General features: G+C 33.7%; 19 protein-coding genes. 8 read left to right on the forward strand and 11 right to left on the reverse strand.

Translation table 11 applies throughout. From position 1 onward, the window contains the following. Positions 1 to 12: 12 nt before the first annotated feature. The 4 genes from H510_RS0103300 to trxA all read right to left on the reverse strand — a co-directional run bounded on the left by H510_RS0103300 (position 13) and on the right by trxA (position 2,555). Positions 13 to 987 carry a Gfo/Idh/MocA family protein gene (locus tag H510_RS0103300; RefSeq protein ID WP_026903005.1) on the reverse strand — a complete coding sequence of 325 codons (975 nt, stop codon included), beginning with the start codon at positions 985 to 987 and terminating at the stop codon, positions 13 to 15. Between the two features lies 1 nt (position 988). Beyond that, a complete protein-coding gene (locus tag H510_RS0103305; protein WP_026903006.1) occupies positions 989 to 1,459 on the reverse strand; it encodes a nucleoside deaminase in 471 nt (156 codons plus the stop codon). A 67-nt stretch (positions 1,460 to 1,526) separates the two neighbouring features. Then, on the reverse strand, positions 1,527 to 2,123 hold the full coding sequence (locus tag H510_RS0103310; protein ID WP_026903007.1) for an OmpH/Skp family outer membrane protein: 597 nt from the start codon (positions 2,121 to 2,123) through the stop codon (positions 1,527 to 1,529). A 111-nt stretch (positions 2,124 to 2,234) separates the two neighbouring features. Continuing rightward, positions 2,235 to 2,555 carry a thioredoxin gene (gene trxA / locus H510_RS0103315; protein ID WP_026903008.1) on the reverse strand — a complete coding sequence of 107 codons (321 nt, stop codon included), beginning with the start codon at positions 2,553 to 2,555 and terminating at the stop codon, positions 2,235 to 2,237. 206 nt (positions 2,556 to 2,761) lie between these two features. Here trxA and H510_RS18145 point away from each other — a divergent pair, with 206 nt between their 5' ends. From H510_RS18145 to H510_RS18150, 3 genes are all read left to right on the forward strand, one after another. Further along, positions 2,762 to 7,753: a translocation/assembly module TamB domain-containing protein gene (locus H510_RS18145; RefSeq protein WP_036691725.1), complete on the forward strand. Its 4,992-nt coding sequence runs from the start codon at positions 2,762 to 2,764 to the stop codon at positions 7,751 to 7,753. Beyond that, positions 7,750 to 10,038, forward strand: coding sequence for a translocation and assembly module lipoprotein TamL (tamL, locus tag H510_RS0103325; RefSeq protein WP_026903009.1), 2,289 nt, complete (start codon positions 7,750 to 7,752; stop codon positions 10,036 to 10,038). Before H510_RS18145 ends, tamL begins: the two co-directional genes overlap by 4 nt. Before the next feature lie 178 nt (positions 10,039 to 10,216). Further along, positions 10,217 to 11,389 (forward strand): ATP-binding protein, encoded by a 1,173-nt coding sequence (locus H510_RS18150; RefSeq protein WP_036691727.1) that lies wholly within the window; start codon positions 10,217 to 10,219, stop codon positions 11,387 to 11,389. Between the two features lie 39 nt (positions 11,390 to 11,428). Here the strand turns inward: H510_RS18150 and dnaE are convergent, their stop codons facing one another. Then, complete coding sequence (gene dnaE, locus H510_RS0103335; RefSeq protein WP_026903010.1) at positions 11,429 to 15,793, reverse strand: DNA polymerase III subunit alpha; 4,365 nt, start codon at positions 15,791 to 15,793, stop codon at positions 11,429 to 11,431. 174 nt (positions 15,794 to 15,967) lie between these two features. Here dnaE and H510_RS19455 point away from each other — a divergent pair, with 174 nt between their 5' ends. Next, positions 15,968 to 16,795, forward strand: a complete 828-nt coding sequence (locus tag H510_RS19455; protein WP_051291025.1) for a hypothetical protein — start codon at positions 15,968 to 15,970, stop codon at positions 16,793 to 16,795. 192 nt (positions 16,796 to 16,987) lie between these two features. Then, entirely contained in the window at positions 16,988 to 17,239 is a 252-nt protein-coding gene (locus H510_RS0103345) for a hypothetical protein (RefSeq protein ID WP_155977798.1), read from the forward strand. A gap of 52 nt (positions 17,240 to 17,291) precedes the next feature. On the opposite strand, the gene gap is transcribed toward H510_RS0103345, so the two are convergent. The 3 genes from gap to pfkA are packed head-to-tail and all read right to left on the reverse strand — an operon-like array spanning position 17,292 to position 20,129. Continuing rightward, positions 17,292 to 18,287, reverse strand: coding sequence for a type I glyceraldehyde-3-phosphate dehydrogenase (gene gap / locus H510_RS0103350; RefSeq protein WP_026903012.1), 996 nt, complete (start codon positions 18,285 to 18,287; stop codon positions 17,292 to 17,294). Positions 18,288 to 18,292: 5 nt separating this feature from the next. Further along, positions 18,293 to 19,144 carry a hypothetical protein gene (locus H510_RS0103355; RefSeq protein ID WP_026903013.1) on the reverse strand — a complete coding sequence of 284 codons (852 nt, stop codon included), beginning with the start codon at positions 19,142 to 19,144 and terminating at the stop codon, positions 18,293 to 18,295. 4 nt (positions 19,145 to 19,148) lie between these two features. Further along, the gene (gene pfkA, locus H510_RS0103360; protein ID WP_026903014.1) at positions 19,149 to 20,129 is read right to left on the reverse strand and encodes a 6-phosphofructokinase; all 981 of its coding nucleotides are present in this window, start codon (positions 20,127 to 20,129) and stop codon (positions 19,149 to 19,151) included. Positions 20,130 to 20,247: 118 nt separating this feature from the next. On the opposite strand from pfkA, the gene H510_RS0103365 reads away from it, so the two are divergent. Then, on the forward strand, positions 20,248 to 20,946 hold the full coding sequence (locus tag H510_RS0103365; RefSeq protein WP_051291026.1) for an NUDIX hydrolase: 699 nt from the start codon (positions 20,248 to 20,250) through the stop codon (positions 20,944 to 20,946). Between the two features lie 45 nt (positions 20,947 to 20,991). On the opposite strand, the gene H510_RS0103370 is transcribed toward H510_RS0103365, so the two are convergent. The 3 genes from H510_RS0103370 to H510_RS0103380 form a co-directional block, all read right to left on the reverse strand. Further along, a complete protein-coding gene (locus H510_RS0103370) occupies positions 20,992 to 21,849 on the reverse strand; it encodes an N-acetylglucosamine kinase (protein WP_026903016.1) in 858 nt (285 codons plus the stop codon). Positions 21,850 to 21,935: 86 nt separating this feature from the next. Further along, complete coding sequence (locus H510_RS0103375) at positions 21,936 to 22,919, reverse strand: CobW family GTP-binding protein (RefSeq protein ID WP_036691750.1); 984 nt, start codon at positions 22,917 to 22,919, stop codon at positions 21,936 to 21,938. A 10-nt stretch (positions 22,920 to 22,929) separates the two neighbouring features. Further along, positions 22,930 to 24,225: a GAF domain-containing sensor histidine kinase gene (locus H510_RS0103380; protein WP_155977800.1), complete on the reverse strand. Its 1,296-nt coding sequence runs from the start codon at positions 24,223 to 24,225 to the stop codon at positions 22,930 to 22,932. A gap of 97 nt (positions 24,226 to 24,322) precedes the next feature. Between H510_RS0103380 and H510_RS0103385 the strand changes: the two genes are divergently transcribed. Continuing rightward, on the forward strand, positions 24,323 to 25,393 hold the full coding sequence (locus tag H510_RS0103385; RefSeq protein WP_026903019.1) for a DNA topoisomerase IB: 1,071 nt from the start codon (positions 24,323 to 24,325) through the stop codon (positions 25,391 to 25,393). A gap of 44 nt (positions 25,394 to 25,437) precedes the next feature. Further along, a complete protein-coding gene (gene accC, locus H510_RS0103390) occupies positions 25,438 to 26,919 on the forward strand; it encodes an acetyl-CoA carboxylase biotin carboxylase subunit (protein WP_026903020.1) in 1,482 nt (493 codons plus the stop codon). Positions 26,920 to 26,930: the final 11 nt, after the last annotated feature.

The following is a 26,930-nucleotide window of genomic DNA, read 5'->3' on the forward strand; positions in this document are numbered from 1 at the left end:
TTTAAGGAATTTTCAAGATTTTCTAACAAAACTTTCTATAATTTCTAATCCTAATAAAGCTTCTTCTAGCGAACACGGGTTTTCTCCTTCATCTCTAAAATAGGCTATTGTTTTGGTAATCATTGGTCGTTGAATATTTACAGGATGCTCAAATTCTTCATGAACAGTCTCTCCATTTTTGGTGATGCTTAATTTATTTCCAAAGATGTGAAAAGTTATTTTTCCTTTTGTACCTATAATCTCGCAAAACTCTTCTTCTTGTTCGGGTAGTACATCAAAACACCATAAACCGTTGAAAATAATGTTATTTTCAAATTTGATTTGGCCACAAATAATATCATCAGCATCACTTTTTAGAGATTGGTTAGCAGAGACCCCATTAAAATAAATAGGTTTTCCAAAGAAATAAAGCATTAAATCTATGGCGTGTGGTGCTAAATCATGAAATAAGCCTCCACCAGAGATACTGGGGTTTAAGCGCCAGCTTTCTTCGCTTGCGGCAATCATATCAGAATCGCTTCTTTGTAAAGTATGTAGGTTAACAAATTTTACCTCACCAATAAGCTGCTCATCTAAAAGATTTTTTATAGCCTTAAAATAAGGTACTTCTCTTCTATAATGGGCAACTACCACTTTCTGCTGATATTGCTTTTGGGCTTCTATAATAGCTTTACAAGCTTCCGTATTAATGGTAACAGGTTTCTCAATATAAACTGGTTTACCTGCTTTTAAGGCTTCAATAGCGTAGTCATGATGTTGAAGAGGTGGCGTGGCAATGTAAATGGCATTTATATCATCATCCAGAATTAAGGCAGAAGCATCTTGATACCATTTTTGTATATGATGTCTTTTAGCATAGTCAGCAGCTTTTTCTGCATTTCTTCTCATCACAGCTACAACTTTAGAGTATTCTTGTCTAAAGGCAGGACCACTTTTAACCTCAGTAACATTGCCACAACCAATAATTCCCCAATTGATATTTTCCATTTTAATAATCTTTTTTACTAGCTGATTGTTGCCACATTTCAAAAGCTTTTAAAGCCTCGTCTCTTAATAATTGTTGCGATGGTAATTTCCTGTCCTCAGGTTTCAAGTCTATTTCCTGATAAATGAAATCATCATTAAAATTGATAGCAGCGGCATCTTTTTTGGTATTTGCGTAGTACAATTTATCTATCCTAGCCCAATATATTGCACCCAAACACATGGGGCAAGGTTCGCAACTGGCATAAATAGTGCATCCTTCTAAAGAAAAGGTGTTTAGGTTTTGGCAAGCTAGTCTTATAGCCGCAACTTCTGCATGTGCTGTAGGGTCGTTTGTTGTAGTAACTGTATTAGCGCTTTTTGCTATAATTTGACCGTCTTTAACGATAACCGCTCCAAATGGGCCACCTAAATTGTTTTTAACATTGTCTTCAGAGAGGGCAATAGCCATTCTCATAAAATCTTCATGTTCCATAGCTGTAAATTAAAAAAGCTCAACATCAAATGCCGAGCTTTTGTTTATATTTTAAGAATTGAAAATATTACTTTTTGTCTTTTTTATAAGCTTCATTTAAGCCTTTGATTACTTCTTTAGTAACATCTAAGCTTTCATCAGCAAATAAAATAGCACTATTACCTTTAGAGTAAGTTAAAACCATTTTATAGCCTTTTTCTTTAGCATAGATTTTAAGGTAATCAGCTACTTTATCATAAAGTTTTTCATTTTCTGCCATTTCTTCGCTTTGTAAAGCAGAACCTGCATTTTGCTGATAAGCCTGTAATTCTTGTTGTTTACGAGCTAAACGCTGTTCTGTACTAGCTCTTTCATCAGCACTCATACCTTGTGCACCTTGTTGGTATGCGGCAACTTCACGTTGGAAAGCAGCACCTTTAGTTTTTAAATCAGCTTCGGCTTTTTTAGACTTATCTTCAAATTTAGATTTGATTTCTTTGAAATACTCGTAGTTATTTAACAATGAATCTGAGTTTACGTATACCACAGCAGCAGCTTGGTCTTTAGCAGTTTCGGTTGTTGATTTAGTTGTTTTTGGTTCTGTACTATCATTACAGCTTACTACAGCAACAGCTAATAATAAGCCTAAACCTGCTTTAGTAATGTTAGAAAAATATGGTGTCATTTTTATTTATTTTTACACAAAGATATACTTTCAATAAAAGTATCCTAATAAAATAAAAAAAGACCTTTCAGAATCATCGAAAGATCTTTTTTTAATATCAATTTAAATGGATTAAGCCATTTGCTTGGTTAATTTTTCAGCTAAAACTGATTTTGGAACTGCGCCAATTTGCTTGTCAACAATTTCACCGTTTTTGAAAAATAATAAAGCAGGAATGTTTCTGATGCCAAATTTCATAGAGATTTCTGGATTGTGGTCTACATTAACTTTACCAACAACAGCTTTACCATCATATTCTTTTGCTAACTCTTCTACAACAGGTCCAACCATACGGCATGGTCCGCACCACTCTGCCCAAAAGTCTACTAAAACTGGTTTATCTGATTTTAATACTAATTCTTCAAAATTAGCATCTGTAATTTCTAATGCCATAATATCAATGATTTAAATAAAAATTCTTTTTTTAAGATTTCAAATATACATACCCAAACATTCTGCCACAAATAGATTCTTGTAATCTTACCATAGGATAAAGCTATAGTTAAAACAATACAGGTATTTTTTGTTTAATAGTATGGATAGATGTTGTACTGGCGCATATTTTGTTAATTATATTTAAAGCAATAAATTTTTATTTTTTGAACAAATATCTATCACTCATTTTAAAGACAATTCTCTGGATTTTTACCGGTGTTATTACTTTGTTTTTATTGGTCGTATTGCTTATCCAAGTTCCGGCTATACAAAATATGGTAAAAAATAAAGTAGTTAACTATCTGGAAGAGAAAATAAAAACACCCGTAAGTATAACTAAGCTAGAAATTGGCTTGCCAAAAAAAATAATTCTTCATGGCGTTTATTTTCAAAGCCTGCAAAAGGATACTTTATTAGCTGGCGATAAACTGGCTGTAGATATCAGTTTGTTCAAATTACTAGACAATAAGTTAGAGATTAATAGTATAGATCTGCAAGGCATTACCGCTAATGTTAAAAGAAATCAAGATTCGGTTTTTAATTTTGATTACATCATTAAAGCATTTGCTACTGAGCAAACAAAAGAATCAATGCCTCAGGATAGTAGTGCTACCATGAAATTTTCAATAGAAAAAATAAATTTAGACAAAATAAGGGTAAGGTTTGATGATGCCATCACGAAAAATAACTTGGATGTTTACCTCAACCACCTTGATACAAAAATTAAAAAATTTGATTTAGATAGTTTAGATTTTGATGTTCCTAAGATTACCCTAAACGGTTTAAATTTAAATTTGAAACAAGGTATTGTAGAAGAACTGGTAAACAACACACAAGAAACTGTTAAAGAAGCTTCTCATAACCCATTTTTTAAATTAAAGCTCGAAGAAATAGCTCTTTCGGCTATAAAAATCAATTATAATAGCGAAGGAAATAGCCTGAAAACCTTTTTAGATTTGGGTGAACTAAACCTGATTTTTAATACACTAGACTTACAAAAACAATGGATAAACATTGAAAAACTAGCTATGAAGCAAACTAAAGGAAGTTTAGCCTTTGGAAAAGCATTAGCGAAACCCATTACAGAAACAACAAGCAACAACACACAACCCGGCTGGAAAGTTGGTTTACAAGAAGTGGCTATAGCACATGTTGATTTTAAGTTTGATGATTTTAATAGCAAACCTTTAAAAAGAGGTATAGATTATATGCACCTGGATTTAAAAGGACTTTTGCTAAATGCAGATGATATTTATTACAGTACCGATACCATTTCTGGAAAAATAGCCAGTTTGAAAGTTGCAGATAAAAGTGGCTTAAATATTCAGGATTTTAAAACATCTTTTTTTTACGGACCTAAGTACGCTTACCTAGAGGATTTATATATTAAAACTCCACGGTCGCTTATTCGGGATGAAATTAAAGTGGCTTATCCATCTATTGCAACTTTATCAAAGAATTTAAGTGAACTGTATATAGAAGCATCGTTAAATAAAAGTAGTATCGCTTTCACTGATATTTTACTATTTGTACCAGATTTAGCTCAAAATCCTCCCTTTAAAGGAAACCCAAATGCTATATTAAGGGTGAATAGCACTGTAAAAGGAAGGTTAGACAATCTAAATATTCCTAAACTAGAACTTAGCGGAATTGGTCAAACTAAACTAGTTGCCAATGGTAGGATAAAAGGACTTCCAAACGTTGAAAAGGCGTTTTTTGATCTTAATATCAAAGAATTTAGTACCAGCGCCAAAGACATCAATAGCTTTATTCCTAAAGGTACTTTACCGGCTCAATTTCAAATTCCGCAACGTTTATCATTAAATGGATTTTTTAAAGGAGCCATAAATAATTTTAATACGCAACTCTTTCTAAAAAGTAGTTTAGGAAATGCTACTGTTAAAGCTAATTACGACCAACGTTTAAAAAACAAAGAACGCTACCAAGCCACGGTAGAGGTAAAAGATTTCCATGTTGGGCAACTGATGAAAAATGATTCTATCGGTAGGATAAGTTTAAATGCGCAAGTTAGTGGTATGGGTTTAAACCCTAAAACGATGGTTGCCGGCGTAAAAGCTCGGGTTTTAAAAGCTCAATACAATGGTTATAACTATAAAAATTTAGATGTTAAAGGAAATATCAAAGCAGGAGTATATCAGGCTACAGCCAATATGGAGGATAAAAACCTTGATTTTGATTTATTAGCTAAAGGAAGTTTTAATCAGCAGTATCCAAGTTTATCTTTAAAAACTAATATAGATAGCGCCAATTTTGGAGCTTTAAATTTGTATAAAGGAAGCCTAAAATTTAGAGGTAAAATAGATGCCGATATAGCAACACTAGACCCTGATTATCTGAATGGGAAAATATCAATAAACAATATGCTTATTGCAACAGAAACAGAGCGGTTTCCTTTAGATTCTATCAATATCATTTCGCAAGCATCGGCATCTCAAAACTCGTTAAACATCAAATCTCCTTTTTTAAATGGAAGTATAAAAGGTAAATATCAGTTTACGCAATTGGCTACAGCCTTGACCAATAGCATAGCTAAATATTACGATACCAGCCAGGGAATAAAAAAAGAGCCTGTTAAACCTCAATATTTTGCCTATCAATTATCGGTTCAAAATCATCCAGCATTAATAGCTTTTGTTCCGGGTTTAACCCGGATAGAGCCTATCCAAATAAACGGACGCTACAATAGCGAAGGCGACACCATTATTATGAAAGCCAATATCCCTAAGTTAATTTATGGTTCAAATATCATTACCAACGCCGTTTTAAATGTTGCGCCAAATAATGATAGTTTGGCTTACAGCTTTATTATTGATGAAGTTAAAAGCAGTCAATTCTTGCTTCCTTATACAGCCTTAAGTGGAAACATTGCAAAAAATATCATCGATTATCGTTTACAGGTTAAAGATATCCAAGACAAAGAACGTTATTTAATTGCCGGAACCATGCAGGCCATTAAAAACGATACTGAGTTTAAACTGGCTTTAGAAGGGTTAAAACTTAATTACGAAAGATGGCAGATTAACGAAAATAACCTCTTAAGTTTTGGAGAAAGAGGTATTTATGCCAATAATTTCGAATTACGAAACCAATCTCAATCCATCAAAATACAATCGCAAGCAAGGGTTTTAAATGCCCCTATGACTGTTACTTTTGATAATTTTAAAATTGAAACCTTAACAAGCATCATCGAGAAAGATTCTTTATTAATAGGTGGGACCTTAAATGGAGATGTTTTACTGAAAGATTTAGATCGGGATTTCTCTTTTACCTCAGATTTAGCTATTCAAAATTTCAATTTCAGAACAGATACTTTAGGAAACATCAGCCTAAAAGTAAATAACCAGCAAGCCAATACTTTTGCTGCACAGGTAGCCATAACTGGGCAAGATAATGATGTTAGACTAGATGGTATTTACCGTACCAATAACAGTAGTTTTGATATGGATTTAGCTATAGCAAAGCTAAATCTTAAAAGTATAGAAGGTTTTACTTTTGGCAATTTAAAAGAAAGTAGCGGTTATTTAACAGGCGATTTTAAAATATCTGGTACAGCTGCAGCACCAAAAGTTATTGGCGATTTACAGTTTAAGGATGGGGCTTTTAGAGTAACACCTTTAAACTCTTATTTTCAATTACTGAATGATAAAATATCTTTTACCCAAGAAGGAATCAATTTTAATAGGTTTAGTTTATCAGACTCGGCCAATAATAAACTCACGGTAAACGGAGCAATTTATACCAGCAATTATCAGGATTATAGATTTAATGTAGATGTAAATGCCAATAATTTTAGAGCAGTTAACTCAACAGCTAAAGATAATGAGCTTTATTATGGCGATTTGTTTTTAAACACTCGATTAAGAATTCGCGGTGATTTAAACCAACCAGAGGTAGAAGGAACACTAAAAATTAATAAGGATACTAGGTTTACTATTGTTTTGCCGCAATCAGACCCGGGTATAGCAGACAGAGAGGGGATTGTAGAATTTATAGATCAAGATAATCCGCAATTGGCAGAAACTTTTGCTTTACCGGATTCTCTTAATAAAAGTAGTGTTACCGGTATGGATGTTTCTATGAATATAGAAGTAGACCCAGAAGCAGAACTTACCATGATTATTGACAAAGGAAATGGCGATTTTGTTAAGCTTAAAGGCGAAGCAGAGCTAACCGGAGGCATGGACCCATCAGGTAAAATAAGCCTTACCGGGAAATACGAATTAAAAGAAGGAAGTTATGAAATGTCTTTCAACTTCATCAGACGGGTATTTAAAATTAAAGAAGGAAGCTCTCTGGTTTGGACAGGAGAGCCAACCACCGCTAATATAGATATTACTGCTATTTACGAAACAGAAACAGCTCCTTTAGATTTATTGGATAATCAATTAGGTGGTAGGTCCGCTGCGGTACGTAACACGTACAAGCAAGAAATTCCTTTCCAAGTATTACTCAATATGGATGGCGAGTTACTAAAGCCAGAAATTAGTTTTGATATTGTGCTCCCAGAAGGAAATTATAATGTTTCTCAAGATATCATCAGTGAGTCAAGAACCCGTCTAGAGCAGTTAAGGCAGCAGCCATCAGAGCTTAACAAGCAAGTTTTTGCATTGTTATTGTTAAACAGATTTGTAGGCGAAAACCCTTTTGCAAGTGAAGCTGGTTCTGGCGGAGTAGAATCTATAGCCAGACAAAGTGTTAGTAAAATATTATCTCAACAATTGAATAATCTTGCAGGCGATTTACTTGGAGGTGTTGAGTTAAATTTTGATTTGGAAGCTACCGATGATTATACCACAGGACAAAGAGAAAACCGTACCGATTTAAATGTTGGCTTATCTAAAAGATTGTTAAACGATAGGTTAAAAGTTACCATTGGTAGTAATTTTGGTTTAGAAGGTCCGCAACAAGCAAACCGCCAAACTAATAATATAGCCGGAGATATTGCTGCCGATTATCAGCTTTCTAAAGACGGACGTTATTTGTTAAGAGCTTATCGTAAAAATCAATACCAAATGGCTATACAAGGGCAGGTTATAGAAACAGGTTTAGGATTTATTTTAACGATGGATTATAACCAATTTAAAGAGATTTTTGAAAAGCCTAAATCGCCACGAAGAAGAAATAATTCAAAATGATGAATAGATATTTGATAGTTTTCATGGTTATTTTCTTGATGTCTGCTTGTAGCAATATCAAGTATTTGCCTAAAGGCGAGCAACTTTATATAGGGGCAGAAGTTACGATTACAGATAAAGAAATTACCAAAAGCGAGCGTAAAAGTTTAACATCAGAATTAGAAGGGGTATTAAGACCCAAACCTAACTCAACTATTTTAGGTTTAAGACCAAAATTATTTTTTTACAACATCGCCGGAACTCCTAAAAAAGAAAAGGGTTTAAGAAACTGGCTGAAGAATAAAGCAGGTGAACCTCCTGTTTTAATGAGTAAGGTAGATCTGGATTATAATGCATCTATCATTCAAAACCGCTTAGAAAATAAAGGATATTTTTTAGCAGAAACCAGTGCTGATTCTACCGAAAGAAACCAAAGAGTAAAAGCCCAATACTCGGTGCAAACCAAAAAGCAGTATAAAATAAGGGAGGTGATTTTTCCTCAAGATTCATCGGTATTAACTCAAGCCATCAAAGAAACAGAAGTTAATACTTTCCTAAAACCAACAGAAGCTTACGATTTAGACAAAATTAAGGCCGAGCGGGAGCGTATAGATGTCCGCTTAAAAGAGAAAGGCTTTTATTATTTCGGGCCAGATTATTTAATTGTTAAAGTTGATAGTACCGTTGGAAACCAGCAGGTAGATTTATTAGTAGAAGTAAAAAAAGAAACCCCTATTAATGCTAAACAAGTTTATACGATAGATGATATTTACATTTACCCTGATTATTCTTTAAGAAAAGAAAGGCGGTTAAATAAAGACTCGGCAGTTGTTTATAAAGATTTTAAAATTATTGACGATGGCGAGCCACTTTTTAAACCTCAGGTTTTTGATCGTACTTTGTTTTTCCATAAAGGAGATGTTTACAACCGTACTGATCATAATTTGTCGCTTAATAGGCTAGTTAATTTAGGTGTTTTTAGGTTTGTTAAAAATCAATTTAAGGAAACAGATTCTATCCAAAACGTTTTAGACGCTTATTACTATTTAACGCCCAGAGAGAAAAAATCTATCCGTTTTGAATTGTTAGGGAAAACAAACTCAGCTAATTATACCGGTACAGAGTTAAATCTAAACTGGATAAATCGCAATACCTTTAAAGGGGCAGAACAATTAACCATCACAGGTTTTGGGGGAGTAGAAACGCAAGTATCAGGGCAAAACCAAGGTTTTAATGTTTACCGCTTTGGGGCCGATGCTAGCTTGATTTGGCCACGCTTTATTACACCTTTTAATATCAACGGTACCAGTGCTTTTGTACCCAAAACCAGAGCAACTTTGGGCTACGAGTTTCAAAATCGAGTAAAATTGTACTCTTTAAATACTTTTAAAGGCTCTTTTGGCTATTTATGGAAAGAAGAAATCCGTAAAGAGCATCAACTTAATGTAATTGATATAACCTACGTAAATTCTTTTAATGTTTCTGATTTATACAGACGTCAAATTGATAGTATTCCATCTTTAGCCAGAGTGATAGAAAAGCAATTAATTTTTGGTCCAACTTATAGTTTCACCTTTACCAATACCACAGAAACCAGTAAAACACATACGTTTTATTACAAAGGCTCTATAGATTTATCTGCAACGATTACAGGTTTAATAAAAAATGGTAATGTACAAAGAGGTGATACAGCTACTATTTTAAATGTCCCTTATAGTGAGTTTGCAAAAACCGAACATGATTTTAGGTATTATCTAAGACTAAATGATAGAAATAGAATAGCTAGTAGAATTATTATAGGGGCGGGTTTACCTTACGGAAATTCTAGTTCTTTACCTTTTATTAAACAGTTTTTTTCTGGCGGTACAAATAGCATCAGGGCATTTAGGGCTCGGTCTTTAGGTCCGGGTACTTTCCGTTACGATGTTGATGAGAATAGCTTTTTGCCAGACCAATCTGGAGATTTTAAATTGGAGTTGAATGCAGAATATAGAGCAAAATTATTTTCTATTGTAGAAGGTGCAGCTTTTATTGATGCAGGTAATATCTGGATGGCTAACGACGATCCAAACCGACCAGGTGCTGTTTTATCTAAAGATTTTATGAAAGAATTGGCTGTTGGAACAGGTGTTGGTTTGCGTTTTGATTTATCTTTTCTGATTTTGAGGGGAGATTTAGCATTTCCTATCCGAAAACCTTATTTACCCGATGGCGAACGTTGGGTTTTAAACCAGATAGATTTTGGTAACAGAGATTGGCGTAGAGAAAATCTAGTTTTCAATTTAGCTATTGGATATCCTTTTTAAGGATATACATATCTTTTTTTGGACAAATTTAAAGTTGTACTTTATATTTGTCTATTTATTCATAAATATTTGAATTTTAGTTTTTTATGTTTACTTTTTAAGATCAAATAGTTGATATTATTTGTAATTAAGTGAAAATAGACCTATATTTGGACGGATTTAAAGTTGTACTTTAAAAATGGCTGTTTCATTAAAAGAATTTATATTAAGGATATTAGATAGCGAGTTAAATCGATTATCAAAACTATATAGCATTATAGTGGTTACAGGTCCTAGGCAATCTGGAAAGACTTCTTTGTGCAAGCATCAGTTTCCGAATTATCATTACATCAATTTGGAAAATCCTACTACCAGAGAGCAAGTAATGGCAGCACCAAAAGCTTTTTTAGAGGAGCATCTTGGCGGATTAATCATAGATGAAGCCCAACATATTCCAGAGTTATTTTCTTATTTACAGGTTATCGTAGATGAGCGTGAGGATACTAAATATATATTAACCGGTAGTAGTAATTTTGCTTTATTACAAAGCGTTACGCAATCATTAGCTGGTAGGGCAGCTATACTTACCTTATTACCTTTATCATTAAATGAAATTGGCGAACATAAAAATACAAGTACCAATACTTTACTCTTAAATGGTGGTTATCCGGCTGTTTGGGCTAAGGGAATTCCTGCAAATGATGTAACACAAAATTATTATAACACTTATATAGAAAGAGATGTAAGACAGTTGTTAAATATTAAAGATATTAATCGTTTTCAAGTGTTTATGAAGTTGTGTGCAGGTAGGGTAGGTTCAGAGTTTAATGCTTCTTCATTATCAAATGAGATAGGCGTATCAGTACCTACAATACAAGAATGGTTAAATACTTTAGAAGCATCCTATGTAGTATTTAGGTTACCACCTTTTTTTAGAAATATTGGTAAAAGGCTAGTGAAATCTCCTAAAATATATTTTTATGATACCGCATTAGCTTGCTTTTTGTTAGGTATAGAAAATGAGCAACATCTGGATGCTCATCCTTTGCGAGGTGCTATTTTTGAGAATTTGGTGGTGTTAGAGTTTATGAAAAATAGATTTAACAAAGGTAAATTACCAAATTTATATTTTTATAGAGATAAGTCTCAGCATGAAGTTGATTTAGTAGAAGAAAAAGGTTTGCAACTTCATGCTTATGAAATTAAATCAGCTAAAGCTTTTACAAGAGATTTTTTAAATAACTTAAATTATCTTAGAAAAGTTGTTGGACAAGATATCACATCCACACAAGTAATTTATGATGGTCCAGATGATTATGCAACATCAGAGAACGGGATTATAAATTTTAGAAATTTAAAGTTTGATAGTTAAAAATGAAGGGTTCTGAATGATTAAACCCTTCAATCTCTCTTAATTTAAAACATAATCTACTTCCAATTCATCCAACTGGCTTAAAAGCTCTTTACAAATATTAATTTGTTTGGTTTTACTTTGCATATCTACTTTTAAGCGGTCTTTTTTATCCAAAATAACAAAGCTTAATTTTTTAGAGCCACTATGGTTTGATATCACTTGATTTAAACTCTGAATAAATTCATCACTTATTTCGCTTATATCCACACTGATATCAATCTTGGTAGATTGTTTCTCCAGAACATCTCTAAGGTCTGTAAAATCCGTATAAGAAATACGATGCCTTTTAGTACCGTCTGGATTAGAAAAGTAGCTTACATTTCCTTTGATGTAAAGATAATTATTGACAATCAAATGGTGTTTAAATTTAAGATACTCATCTCTATAAATGGTAAATTCAAAAGCATCATCATATCCCTCAAGCTTAAAAATACCCCAACCTCTGCCGTCTTTGGTAGTCATGTGCCTTATAGCTGTCACAATACCACCAACTTTAAATTGGAAATCGGCACCTTTCTCAATGTCATTAAATATGGTGAGATTACCGGTAGAACAGTACTTATTTAGCACCAATTTATACTCATCTAAAGGATGCCCTGAGATGTAAATCCCAACAACTTCTTTTTCTTTAGCAAGCTTTTCCATAGCGCCCCATTCTTCGCAAGGACATAGCGTAGGCTCTGCAATTTCTACATTGCTTGAGCCTCCAAATAAACTTCCTTGAGAGGAATTTTCATTTTCTTTATGCTTAGCACCATATTTAATAGCCTTCTCCAGTGGCGATGCTCCATCACCATCATCATAAAAATATTGAGCTCTATGGGTATTTTCAAAACAATCAAATCCGCCTGCTAAAACCAAATTTTCTAACGCTTTCTTATTAGCAGCTCTTAAATCAATACGTTTGGCTAAATCAAAAATAGATTTGTATTTACCTGTTTTACGGTTTTCTACGATGGTTTCAACTGCTCCGGCTCCTACACCTTTAATAGCACCCATACCAAAACGGATAGCATATTGCTCATTTACAGTAAATTTATAATAAGACTCATTCACATCCGGACCTAAAACTTCCAAACCCATACGCTTACATTCTTCCATAAAGAAAGTTACCTGCTTAATATCATTCATGTTATTTGATAGTACAGCAGCCATATACTCGGCAGGGTAGTGGGCTTTTAGATATGCAGTTTGGTAAGCAATCCAAGCGTAACAGGTAGAGTGAGATTTGTTAAACGCATAACTCGCGAAAGCTTCCCAATCTTTCCATATTTTTTCTAATGTTTTAGGGTCATGACCTTTCTCTGCCGCTTGTTGCACAAATTTGGGTTTCATTTTATCCAAAACATCTTTCTGCTTTTTACCCATAGCCTTACGTAAAACGTCGGCCTCACCTTTGGTAAACCCAGCAAGCTTTTGCGAAAGAAGCATCACCTGCTCTTGGTAAACTGTAATACCGTAGGTTTCTTTTAGGTATTCTTCACAAGCATCTAAATCGTATTTTATTTCTTCTTCGCCATTTTTTCTTCTGATAAAACTTGGGATATACTCCAGTGGTCCTGGTCTGTAAAGCGCATTCATGGCAATTAAATCACCAAAAACTGTTGGCTTTAGCTCTTTCATGTACTTTTGCATTCCGGGCGACTCGTACTGGAAAATACCTACCGTTTCACCACGTTGGAAAAGCTCATAAGTTTTTACATCATCAATAGGGAAGGTATCAGGGTCTAAATCTATATCTAATCTATGTTTAACCAGTTTAACGGTATCTTTTATCAGCGTAAGCGTTTTAAGACCTAAAAAGTCCATTTTTAATAGACCAGCACTTTCTACTACCGAGTTATCAAATTGGGTAACATATAAATCAGAGTCTTTAGCTGTAGCAACCGGAACGAAATTGGTAATATCGTCAGGAGTAATGATTACCCCGCAAGCATGAATACCGGTATTTCTTAAAGAACCTTCCAGAACTTTTGCTTGTTTGATGGTTTCGGCACCTAAATCATTCCCATTGGCCAAAGCAATTAATTGCTGAACGTTTTCCATTTCCTCAGAACGGAGCGCACTTCTAAGCGCTTGCTCATCCATATTGAAAATCTTATTCAGTTTTAGGTTAGGGATGAGTTTAGCAATTTTATCAGCTTCAAAAAGTGGTAAATCTAGCACACGGGCGGTATCTCTGATAGATGATTTTGCCGCCATAGTACCATAAGTGATGATTTGTGCTACTTGACTGGCACCATACTTTTTAATAACATAATCCATTACTCTTCCACGACCTTCATCATCAAAGTCGATATCAATATCGGGCATGGAAACTCTGTCTGGATTTAAGAAACGCTCGAAAAGTAAATCATAAGCAATAGGGTCTATATTGGTGATGCCTAAACAATAGGCTACTGCTGAGCCCGCAGCAGAACCCCTTCCTGGACCTACAGAAACATCCATTTCTCTGGCTTTGGCGATAAAATCCTGAACAATTAAGAAATATCCCGGGTAACCGGTATTTTCAATGGTCTTAAGCTCAAAATCTAAACGTTCTCTAATTTCTGGAGTGATTTCTTCATAACGTTTTGCTGCGCCAACATAAGTTAAGTGACGTAAATATTTATTCTCGCCTCTTTTACCGCCATCTGCTTCGTCTTCTGGTACTAAAAACTCTTCCGGAATATCAAATTTAGGAAGCAAAACATCGCGGTAAAGCGAGTAAGTTTCTACTTTATCAATTACCTCAGAAATATTGATGATAGCTTCCGGAATATCCGAAAACAGCTTTTTCATTTCATCGGCAGATTTAAAATAGTACTCGTCGTTTGGTAAGGCATAACGGAAACCTCTTCCACGTCCTTTTGGAGTAGAAAATTTCTCGCCATCTTTTACGCATAATAAAATATCATGCGGATGAGCATCTTCTTTATTGATGTAATAAGTATTATTGGTGGCAATAAGTTTAACCTGATGTTTTTTAGCTAAGCTTATTAAAGTTTGGTTTACCCTATTTTCATCTTCCTGATTGTGGCGCATCAGCTCAATATAAAAATCTTCGCCGAAGGTTTGTTTCCACCAAATTAAAGCTTCTTCGGCTTGGTTTTCGCCCATGTTTAAAACCTTGCTAGGGATTTCTCCATACAGGTTTCCAGAAAGCACCATAATATCTTCTTTATACTGCTCTATAATTTGTCTGTCTATCCGGGGTACATAATAAAAACCGCTTGTATAAGCAATAGAAGACATTTTTGCTAGGTTGTGGTAACCTTTTTTATTCTTTGCCAAAAATACTACTTGGTAGCCATTGTCTTTTCTACTTTTGTCTTTATGGTTATCGCAAACAAAAAACTCGCAACCTACAATCGGTTTTATAATGGTTTCTGTAGGTGTTTCACCATTTTCTAAGGCCGCTTTATTTTTTGCTTCTGCTGCTTTATTATGATTTAAAACATTACTCACAAAATGGAAAGCTCCCATCATATTGGCGTGATCTGTAATGGCAACAGCTGGCATTTTATATTTTGCAGCTGCCTTTACCAAATCTGGAACAGATGCCGTAGATTGTAATATAGAAAACTGTGTGTGGTTATGCAGATGTACAAAATCAACATCAGTTAGACTAGCAAAGCTATCGCTGTTAATTTGATTAACATCATGTTGCTGTTTTGTGTTTTTTCTAAGCGCTTCGGAAGCCTCTTTTAGGTTGATATGTTTTAAACCAACAGGGCGAATAGCTTCTGGATTAGCATTTTTAAACTGAGTTAGATAAGCCTCATCAGCCTGAAGCTCCTGAGTAGTGAAAACATCTTTTCTAAGAAGCTCAAAAAAACATCTGGTGGTCGCTTCAACATCGGCGGTGGCATTATGCGCTTCGCCAAAAGGTACTTGAAATAGGTATTGGTGAAGCTCTGTTAAATTAGGGAGTTTAAACTTCCCACCTCTACCGCCGGGTAATTGTAAGAGGCTGGCCGTAACTTCTGTACAGGTATCTAATATGGGCTTGCTATTAAGTTCTGTTGCTATTTGATAGCGGTGGAACTCGCAACCCATAATGTTTAAATCAAACTTGATGTTTTGCCCTACAATAAACTTCGCTTGTGTAATAGCGGCATTAAATTTTACTAAAACATCAGCTAAAGGAAATCCTTCTGCTGCGGCTAGCTCGGTAGAAATACCATGAACTTTCTCGGCATCGTAAGGGATATTAAAGCCCTCTGGCTTAATTAAATAATCCTCATTGGAGATGAGTTTCCCCATATCATCATGCAATTGCCATGCAATTTGAATACACCTGGGCCAGTTATCTGTATCGGTAATAGGGGCATCCCATCTTTTAGGTAATCCAGTGGTTTCGGTATCAAAAATTAAATACATCTTAATGATATGTTTTTGTGAATGAGGAGTTTGGCAGATGAAGATTATTCTGCCTGACTAAGCTCAAATTTACCAAAAAAATTGTGTGATTTTGGGGTGTTGATAACTTGTTTGCTCATTTAAACTATCAATATTATTTTGAATTTATTCATATAATAAGCATATTTAGTAACTATGAAAAAACATGTTTCAAAACCTATAGAAGTAGGTGTTATTAAATCTACTGCAGTATTTATACTGTTTATTTGGATTTCTTTTTTGCATGTTCATGCTCAAACACAAAATTTTAATTATGAAAGTTTCAAAACTAGCTTAAGAGATACCGTTACTTTAAGCAAGAAAGATAGTTTGGAGGTAATTAAACACCTTTCAGGAGACTTTGATAAGTATTACAAACATCGATTAAAATTAAGAAGATCCACTATTAAGTCTCATTCTTGGGATAGAGCATCTTTTTATCTAAACAAATCTATTAAAGAAGTTAAAGCTTATGCTAAAGAACTCAAAATTGATAGTGCTTATTATTTGGTAGCTTTTGTTTCGGATACCCAAATTAAACATCCTTTAAAAAAGGAAATCATCAGCGATTTAAAAAATAGTTTTTATGAAATAAAGAAAGATTCTTCTGTTTATAATTTAGAAGGTGCGGACTTATTGAATGCTTTTTTTACTATCAGGATGAAACCTAGAAGTGAGAAACAGCATAAACTCATTTATCAAATAAAAAACAAACCAGACATAGCTTTAATAGAACAGGTTTTTTTAGTAAAACAAGATGATTTAAAGCCCGAAATGCGTCAAGATTCTTCACAATTAAAACAAATAATTATAAAGCCCTTTGCAGATGAAAAAAGCTTTGATGATTTAATGGAATTATCTAAAATACGCTATAAAGCCATGTATCCTGATAAAAAGGATGTTTCTGACATGAATAGCTACAGGTATTATTTATACAGAATAAATGACTATTCTTTTAATGCAGTTGGTGGGTATGGTTTATAAGCAAAGAAAGAGTAAGCTTTATACCTAAATAGTCCATTTTATTTTTACAATTTTGTCTATAAGTATTTTAAAATTATATTTTTAAAGAATTATTTATTAGCTTTAATCATCTTAAGCGATACTCTCTATTTTTAGAAACATCATTCTACCTTTATGTTTCTATCTATTTTTTTAAACATTAAAGCTTTGGTCATGATGGTAAACCACATTCATTTTGGAACTCAATTTAAAAAACGTAATCATCATCTTTTAAAAGACCCTGTGATTGAAAGTTACAATAATCAGATGGATATTTTGGTCAAGCGTTTTAGAATTATGGAAGTAATGGAGCAGGGGAAAAGAGTTGAAAAGTGGACTTGTAAAGAAGCAGAGGCAAAATATATTTTTCTAAAGACAGAGCTTCAAGAATATATTCAAATACATCATCCTGAGGTATATAAATAAAAAAGCTTTCCAGAAATGTATCGGGAAAGCTTTTTTTAGATAAGCGATGTTCTTATAAAGTAGCCATGTGTTGTAATAAATCAACAATTTTGTTAGAGTAACCCCACTCGTTATCGTACCAAGATACAACTTTAACAAAGTTATCATTTAAAGAAATACCAGCTTTTGCGTCAAAAATTGAAGTACGAGCATCTCCTAAGAAATCTGTAGAAACAACTTCATCCTCGGTATAACCTAAAATACCTTTTAACTCGCCTTCAGATGCAGCTTTCATAGCTTTCTTAATATCTTCATAAGAAGCAGCTTTCTCTAAACGTACAGTTAAATCAACTACAGAAACGTCAGCAGTTGGAACACGGAAAGCCATACCAGTTAATTTTCCTTTAATTTCTGGGATAACTAAACCCACAGCTTTTGCAGCACCTGTAGATGAAGGGATGATGTTTTGGTAAGCGCCACGTCCACCTCTCCAATCTTTAACAGATGGTCCGTCAACAGTTTTCTGAGTTGCAGTAGCAGCGTGTACTGTAGTCATTAAGCCTTCTAATACACCAAAGTTATCGTTTAATACTTTAGTGATAGGAGCTAAACAGTTAGTAGTACAAGAAGCGTTAGAAACGATGTTTTGATCTGCTCTTAAAGTTTTGTGGTTAACACCCATAACAAAAGTAGGGGTATCATCTTTAGCAGGAGCAGACATTACTACTTTCTTAGCACCAGCTTCAATATGTTTTTGTGCAGTTTCTTGAGTTAAGAAAAAGCCAGTTGATTCAATAATATATTCAGCACCAATTTCATTCCATTTTAAGTTAGCAGGATCTTTTTCTGCTGTTACTCTAATGCTTTGGCCATTAACCACAAGGTTACCATCTTTTACCTCTACAGTACCATCAAATCTTCCGTGTGTAGAATCGTATTTTAACATATAAGCCATGTAATCAACATCAATTAAATCATTAATGCCCACAACCTGAATGTCTTTTCTGTTTATTGCAGCTCTGAAAGCTAATCTTCCAATTCTTCCGAATCCGTTAATTCCAATTTTCATTTGTTTTAATTTTTATTTGCGTAATAATTCAATAAGTTATAAATAGGTTCTTTAATGATAGTGGATATTTTAATATGATGCTCTTTGGCAGTTTCTCTTAAATAATCCTGAAAGTTTGCGGCAACAGTTCCAACAAAATAAATAGGTTGTTTTTTGCCATATTTCTCTATCAAAGGAATAAGATAAATGTTGATAAACTCGCGAAATCCATTTTTTACAAAATCTTTAACAAAAGGGTTTTCCCTATTTTCTGTTAGCAAATCTACTAAAGAACTTATAAAAATGTTTGGATGTGCTTGTTTATATATCTTATCTAGAATTTGTTTTTTATCTAAATCGTACTTTTTCTTAAAAAGTAGGTTTATATCTGATGGTAAAGTTTGGGTGATATAGGCTTTGATTAAGTTTTTACCTAACCAATTAGAAGAACCTTCATCCGCAATAGCGTAACCTAAACCATAGTTGTTGTCTATAATTCTTCTTCCATCAAAAAAAGCTGCGTTAGAGCCGCTGCCCATAATACATACAATACCTGTTTTATCGTCACAGCTTGCTTTTGCGGCAGCCAGCAAATCGTTATGTACAAATATCTTACTGTATCTAAAAAATTGGGAAAATGCGTTACTTACTATCTCACTTCTTTCTTTTGATGTTGCGCCTGCACCAAAAAAGTATATTTTCTTTATTTTTTCTGCGTTATGAATCAGTTGTATATTCTTATTTAAAACTTGAAGAATATATTTTTCATCATTAAAAAAAGGATTTATACCTACAGTTCTAAGCTCAATGGTTTCTGTACCCTTATGGGCAATCCGCCAATTGGCATATCTAGATCCACTGTAAACTACTGCAACCATTTTTTTATGCTAATATGCTAGACATTTCCATTAAATCGTCTTCTAACTTAAACTCATGTCCTGATAGTGCTTCACTTAAATCAGTAAGTGCAATAGTATTGCCATGCAAACCAACCATTTTTCTGGTTTGGCCAGCCAATAATGCTTTTACCGCTGCAAAACCCATTCTACTGCCCAAAATTCTATCAAAACTACTTGGGCTACCGCCTCTTTGTAAATGGCCTAAAATGGTAACTTTAGTATCGTAGTAATCAAATTTTTCTTTTACTCTTTTAGCTACGTTATAAGCACCTCCGTTTTTATCTCCTTCGGCAACAATTACAATACTAGATGATTTTAAGTTAGCCGCCCCATGCTCTAGTGTTGAAATTAAATCCTCTATAGCTGTATCTTTTTCTGGTAACATAATAGCTTCTGCGCCGCCTGCAATACCAGCTCTTAAAGCTATACATCCAGCATCTCTTCCCATTACTTCTATAAAGAATAAGCGGTCATGAGATTCTGCCGTGTCTCTTATTTTATCAATAGCTTCTATTACCGTATTAGTTGCGGTATCAAAACCTAAAGTAAAATCAGAACCATAAAGGTCGTTATCAATAGTGCCTGGTACACAAATTACAGGAATATCGTATTTGTTTGAGAACCTTTCTGCACCTGTAAATGTTCCATCTCCACCTATCGCAACTAAGGCATCTATTCCTTGTTTTTTTAAATTTTGATAGGCTTTTTCCATCCCTTCCTCCGTTCTAAATTCCAAACAGCGGGCAGTTTTTAAGATAGTACCGCCTAATTGCATGATATTACTTACCGAATGACGATTCATCACTATAAAGTTTTCATCTATCATTCCTTGATAACCTTGTTTTATTCCAATCATCTCACAACCAAAATGAATACCTGTTCTCACAACAGCTCTTATACACGCATTCATTCCTGGGGCGTCTCCACCGGAAGTAAACACTGCTATTTTCTTAATTTTCGACATTTTTATTTTGAACATTGGTTTAAGGCTTACTAATATACGGTGTATTTTTTACACTAAGTGAGATTTTGTCAATTTTTTTTTTCAAATTTGATAATTGAATTTTTATAAACGCTAAGATTTGGAAAATTTACCTTTACGTTTTGAGTCGATTTTCTCGGCTGATTGTATCATTTTTGGATTTGATGAGGGTGAATTAAAAGTTTTGCTTATCGAGCGAAATGAAGAGCCTTTTAAAGAATGGTTTGCCTTGCCTGGAAACTTTGTTTATGAAAATGAAAGTATAGATGAGGCAGCAGAACGTATATTATACGAGTTAACCGGTTTAAAAGGTATTTACATGCAGCAGTTTTATACTTTTGGCGAGGTTAATAGACACCCACAAGGTAGGGTAATTACGGTGGCTTATTTTGCTATGATAAGATTAAATGGGCAAAAAGAATTAAAACCTGTTACCAATTATGCCAGAAAAGCTGTTTGGGTTTCAGTAAAGGATTTGCCTCAATTAGCTTTTGACCATACTGAGATTTTTAAGAAAGGTTTTGAGAAAATTAAGAATAAGATTAGCTACCAACCTATTGCTTTTGAGCTTTTACCAGAGAAGTTTACCCTTACGCAATTACAAAACCTGTACGAGGTTATCTTAAATAAAAAGCTAGATAAAAGAAACTTTAGAAAGAAAATGTTGGCTTACGATATTTTAAAAGAGCTGGATGAGAAGCAGAAAGGTGTTTCTTATAGAGCAGCAAAACTATACAAATTTGATAAGCGTAAATACAGTAAATATTTCCATAACGAGCTGTCTTTTGGTAAAGAGTAAGCTCTCGTAAATTATTAAATAAAAATGGCGCATTAAGCGCCATTTTTATTTTTTATTAAATTTTCTTACGTGATAATCTACCAAATTATCTATAGGAGAGCGGATGATAACCCCCATTTCCATGCCGTATTCTTGAGCAACTTCTTCTAAAATATTTCTAAAGTTATAAGCAACAGAGCCAATACAATTAAATTTATAAGAAGTATAATTAGGATAATGGCTTACCAGATTTTTGAAAAAATCATCAAAAGAAGATTTAACTAAATTTCTAGAATATTCTATATTAACCGTAATATCGTAAACAAATTTGCTAAAACTTGCACAAAATCTGTTTGGTAGTGGTTTGGTATAAACCTGATCTAAAATATCATCTGGCGTTAGTTTAAAGGTTTCCCAAAATACGGCTCTCACATTTTCTGGCATATAACCCCTTATATAATCTGATAAAAGTTTTTTACCAATATAACAGCCACTACCTTCATCTCCTAAAATATAAGCCAGAGAATCAATATTAAATTCTATGTCTTCACCATCATAGATGCAAGTATTAGTACCTGTGCCTAGTATGGCGGCAAAGCCTCTTTCATCGCCTAGTAGGGCTCTTGCAGCTGCTAATAAATCATGTCCGATGTTTACTTTTGCATTGATAAAAAAAGCCCTCATGGCTTTTGCTACAATTTCTGCTTTTTCATCGTTATGTACCCCAGCACCATAATAATTAACTTCTTTAATAGCTGCTATAGGCAAATCAGATGCAATATTTTTCTTTAATGATTCTAAAATATACTCGGTATTAGAGAAATAAGGATTGTAACCTTCAGTGTTGAAAAGTACTTTTTTCCCATCTTCAGTAATTAAGCACCAGTTTGTTTTGGTCGAGCCTCCATCGGCAATTATAATCATGTTAATTTAAATTAGGTTTTTAAAGATAGGTAAATCTTCTTATTGTACAAAATACACTAAGTGTTTTTTGCATAAAAAAATAAATTTTATGGATAAAAACATTGTTTAAGGCCTTTTTCTAAAATCTCTCTCTTTAGATTTTTACCAATAAAAACAATTCTTGTTTCTCTTTCTTCATCATTTTTCCAGTCATCTCCTTCTGTAAATACAGGCGCCCCTTTAACAGATTGGATGATGAGTTGTTTTTTAAATCCTTCTATATTTAAAATTCCTTTTATCCTATAAAAATAAGCACCTTGTATCATCAACATTACACTAAAATAATGCCTTAGTTTTAGTAAGTCGAAACTTGGTTTTAAGATATAGCTTTGTGATACGATATTATGATGATGTGTTTCTGGCTTTAGTTGAAGAAGAGGTTTATCATCTGTTTTAAAACCTAAATTAAACCTAACTTTAGATTTATCATAAGCATGTAGTTGTAATAAGGCTGTGCTTGGGGTTTTACTATAATCAGTAAAAACGAAATCAGCAAATGGATTTAAAGCCTTTACTTTTTCTTTTACTTCTGCTAAAATTGCTGCCGAAGCTTCGCTACTTTTATTGAAAATTAAAAAATCTGAAAAAGCAATTTGCTTGGATGCTTCTTCTTCAATACCTAAAACATCTAATATATTTAACGTATCTACAATACCTATAACACCATCTAATTTAAAAGCAGTTTGGATATTATAATCTGTTAAAAAGGTAGCCGCTACGGCAGACGGATCTGCTATACCCGTTGTTTCAATAATTAAATGGTCATAATCATAAGGACCAGTAACTAGCTTGTTTAGCAAAGCCGCCAAGTCTCCGTTTACAGAGCAACAAATACAACCGTTAGAAAGTTCAAAAATATTTTCATCGGTGTTGATAACTAACTGACTGTCTATATTAATTTCGCCAAATTCGTTTTCTATAATAACGAATTTTTTCTGCGGGTTTTCTGCTATCAGATGGTTTAAAAAAGTAGTTTTACCGGCACCTAAAAATCCGGTAAGTATGGTAACAGGTACAGCTTTAAAAGACATTTTGATGGTATTAATTTGCAACTAAAGTAAGAGGCAAATTTACTTTAAATAGGCTACCTTGCCCCGGTGTGCTCATGACATCAATACTACCTTTTAATTTTTCTAGCAATTCCTTTACAATATACAGGCCCAAGCCAGAAGAACTTTCGTTATTGGTTGGCTTGTTTGATAATAGGGTAAAACGTTTAAAAAGCTTGTCCATTTCATGAGGGTGAATACCCGGACCTTCATCTTTAATACTTACACTAAACTGCTCATTTTGGGTTTGAAGCGTAATAAAAACTTGCTTGTTAAAAGATGAAAATTTGATAGCGTTTGAAAAAAGATTATTTAATACTCTTGTCAGTAAATTACTATCAGTTTTGATGTTTAGTGCTGAGGGTAAAGGCTCGTAATTTAAGCTGATATTTTTTTCATCAGCAGATTTTAAGAAATTACCTATAATATCTCTTACAAAAGCATTTAATTCTAACTCTTCAATATAAGGTTTAATAGGTGTGCTCTCCATACTGTTAAGTGTTTCCATCTGGCTGATAAGATGAAATACATCTTGCATACTTTTGTTAAAAATGCCAAAAAGTTCTTCTGTTTCGCTATTGGTTACCATTTCCTCAAATAAGAAAGATAACATTTTAATATTGCTTAATGGCGATTTTAAATCATGAAGTAATATCTGTGAAAGCTGATCTTTCTCTTGCATGATTTTTTGCAAGTTTTCATTGTTTTTTTCTAACTCTTGATTAAGTTTTAAGAGTTCTTCATTTTTTTCTGCTATTTGCTTTTCAAAAGATCTTTTGTCTAAATAATTACTTATCCACTGCCCAAGATATTGTACAAAATCTCTATCAGCTTGATTAAATTTTTTAGGATTGGCATAAGAGGAAGAAAAATTTAAAGTACCAAATTTTTTTCCTTCGGATATAATAGGAACGCCTATGTAAGAACGAGTTTGAAATTTACTGTAACAAGGATGACCTTTTAAATAAGAGGTTGCTGCATCGTCAATATCAAAAACATTATTCTCTCTAATGGTAATTTCGCAGAAAGTATCTTTTAAATCAAAAATCTGATTTTTAAGTTGTAATTCCTTATTGTTAGAATCGTAATCAATAATGTGGTAATCTTCCTGAATAACCTGAGAAATAATACCAGTTTCCATCTGTAGAAAGCCACATGAAATATTTAGAATTTCTGTAAAATCATGAATATTTGTTTGAATTAAAAGAGACGTGATTTTATAAATCTCGTTCATTCTTTCTTCTTCTAACGAATTGGTTGTAGCCATAATGCTTTGAAAAGGTTTCAATTGCAAAGTAATAAATATTTCTTTACCTAATACTCGAAAATTACTTGAAATGTTTCACTAAACATAATGGCATGATATTGCATGTTTAATTTTTGGAATGAATAAGCAACAAAAAATACTAGCAAAAATTGGTCTCGACCCTAAAATTACTGCTAAGGCTATAGGTTTACGTTACATCAATAACCAACAAGCAGGTTATAACAGGTTTAAAACAAAGAGTGGTTTTTTATATAAAGATGAAGATGGGAAAAAGGTTACTGATAAAAAACTACTGGAAAGATTTAAAAAGTTAGTTATCCCGCCAGCTTATGAGCATGTTTGGATTTCACCTTCAGAAAATACACACTTACAATTTACAGGTATTGATGCAAAAGGTAGAAAACAGTATCGCTATCATCCAGAATGGAATAAAATAAGAAATGAAGCCAAGTTTTATCGATTAAGAAAGTTTGCAGAAGCACTTCCACACATCAGAAAACAAGTAGAAACAGATTTAAATAGAAAAGGATTACCTTTTGAGAAAGTATTGGCTTTGGTAGTGAAACTGATTGAGCTTACACATATCAGAATTGGAAATGCCGAGTATAGCAAGCTTTATGGCTCTTTTGGGCTAACAACTTTAAGAGATAAGCATGTAAAATTTACAGGTAACAAGGTTAATTTTATTTTTAAAGGTAAAAAAGGTGTGCAGCATAACATCAATTTGCAAAGTAGAAAACTAGCTACGCTAGTAAAGAGGTGTAAAGATATCCCTGGTAAAGAATTATTTCAATATTATGATGATGAAGGGAAGCATTATCGTGTTGAGTCTGGCGATGTAAACCAATACCTTAAAAGTATTACTGGAGAAGATTTTACCGCTAAAGATTTTAGAACTTGGGCTGGCAGCGTACATGCTTTATGTACCTTAAAACAGATGGAAAAAGCTGATCAAGAACAAATCTGTAAAAAGAATATAGTACAAGCTATTGATGAGGTTGCCCGCAAATTGGGTAATACCCGTACGGTTTGTAAGAAATATTATATACATCCTATTGTGTTCCATAGTTATGAGAAAGGTACTTTGTATCAATACGATATTGATGAGGATCTAGAAGATAGTCTTCTCCCCGAAGAAAAATTATTGGTAAAAATCTTAGATTCAGAAAACATGTCGGTGCTTAGTTAGTTTATCTCCTTAAATGCGTATTTTGTTGGGATAATTTAAGCCGTATGAAAAAAATATTGGTTGCTAATAGGGGTGAAATAGCTCTTAGAATTATGCGCTCTGCTAAAGAGATGGGTATTAAAACCGTTGCAGTTTTTTCTGAAGCTGATAGAAATGCCCTACATGTACGCTATGCTGATGAAGCTATTTGTCTTGGTGAAGCTGCTTCCACAGCATCTTATTTAAACATCCAAAAGGTAATTGATGCCTGTAAATTAACAGGTGCAGAAGCCATTCATCCGGGTTATGGTTTTTTATCAGAAAACCCAGAATTTGCCAGAAAAGTAAAAGCAGCAAGTATCATTCTGATTGGTCCATCGCCAGAAGCTATGGAGATAATGGGTAATAAATTATCAGCAAAAGCTGCAGCATTAAAATATAAAATTCCTTTGGTTCCTGGTACAGAAGAGGCTATCACCAATATAGAGCAAGCAAAAGAAAAAGCAACAAGTATTGGCTTTCCTGTTTTGATAAAAGCAGCTGCTGGTGGAGGTGGTAAAGGTATGCGTTTGGTACATCAGGTAGAAGATTTTGAAGAGCAAATGAAATTGGCTATTTCTGAAGCGGAATCTGCCTTTGGTGATGGTGCTGTTTTTATAGAAAAGTATGTAACATCGCCAAGGCATATAGAAATTCAGGTTTTAGGAGACCAACATGGAAATATTGTTCATCTTTTTGAACGCGAATGTTCTGTACAACGTCGCCACCAAAAAGTGGTTGAGGAAGCGCCTTCTGCTGTTTTAGACGAGACAACAAGAGCCAAAATGGGAAAATGTGCGGTAGATGTAGCTCGTTCTGTAAATTATACTGGAGCAGGTACAGTAGAGTTTATTTTAGATGCCGATAAGAATTTCTTTTTTTTAGAGATGAATACTCGCTTGCAGGTAGAACATCCGGTAACGGAAATGATAACCGGGGTTGATTTAGTGAAAGAGCAAATAAAAATTGCCAGAGGCGAAGTACTTTCTTTTACTCAGGATGACTTAAACATAAAAGGTCATGCTATAGAGCTAAGGGTTTATGCAGAAGACCCAGCCAATAATTTCCTGCCAGATATTGGTACGCTAAAAACTTATAAAACTCCTAAAGGTATTGGCGTAAGGGTTGATGACGGCTTTGAGCAAGGTATGGAAATACCTATTTATTACGACCCTATGATTGCCAAATTGGTTACCTACGGTAAAAATAGGGAAGAAGCTATAGAAAGAATGTTGCGAGCAATTGCAGAATATCAAATAAGTGGTATTGAAACTACTTTACCTTTTGGTAACTTTGTCATGCAGCATGAAGCTTTTAAATCAGGAAATTTTGATACGCATTTTGTAGCTAAGTATTTTAAACCAGAAGTACTAAAGAAACAAGATAATGAGGAAGAAAAAATAGCTGCAATTTTAGCTTACAAGCTGTTTACGAAATCAAGCAATAAGCAATTAGCGACTGCAGCACAAGAAACTTCAAACTGGTTAAGAAATAGAAAAAATTGGTAATTCAACAAATA

This window comes from Pedobacter glucosidilyticus DSM 23534 (genome assembly GCF_000425145.1).
In the GTDB taxonomy this organism is placed as follows: Bacteria; Bacteroidota; Bacteroidia; order Sphingobacteriales; family Sphingobacteriaceae; genus Pseudopedobacter; species Pseudopedobacter glucosidilyticus.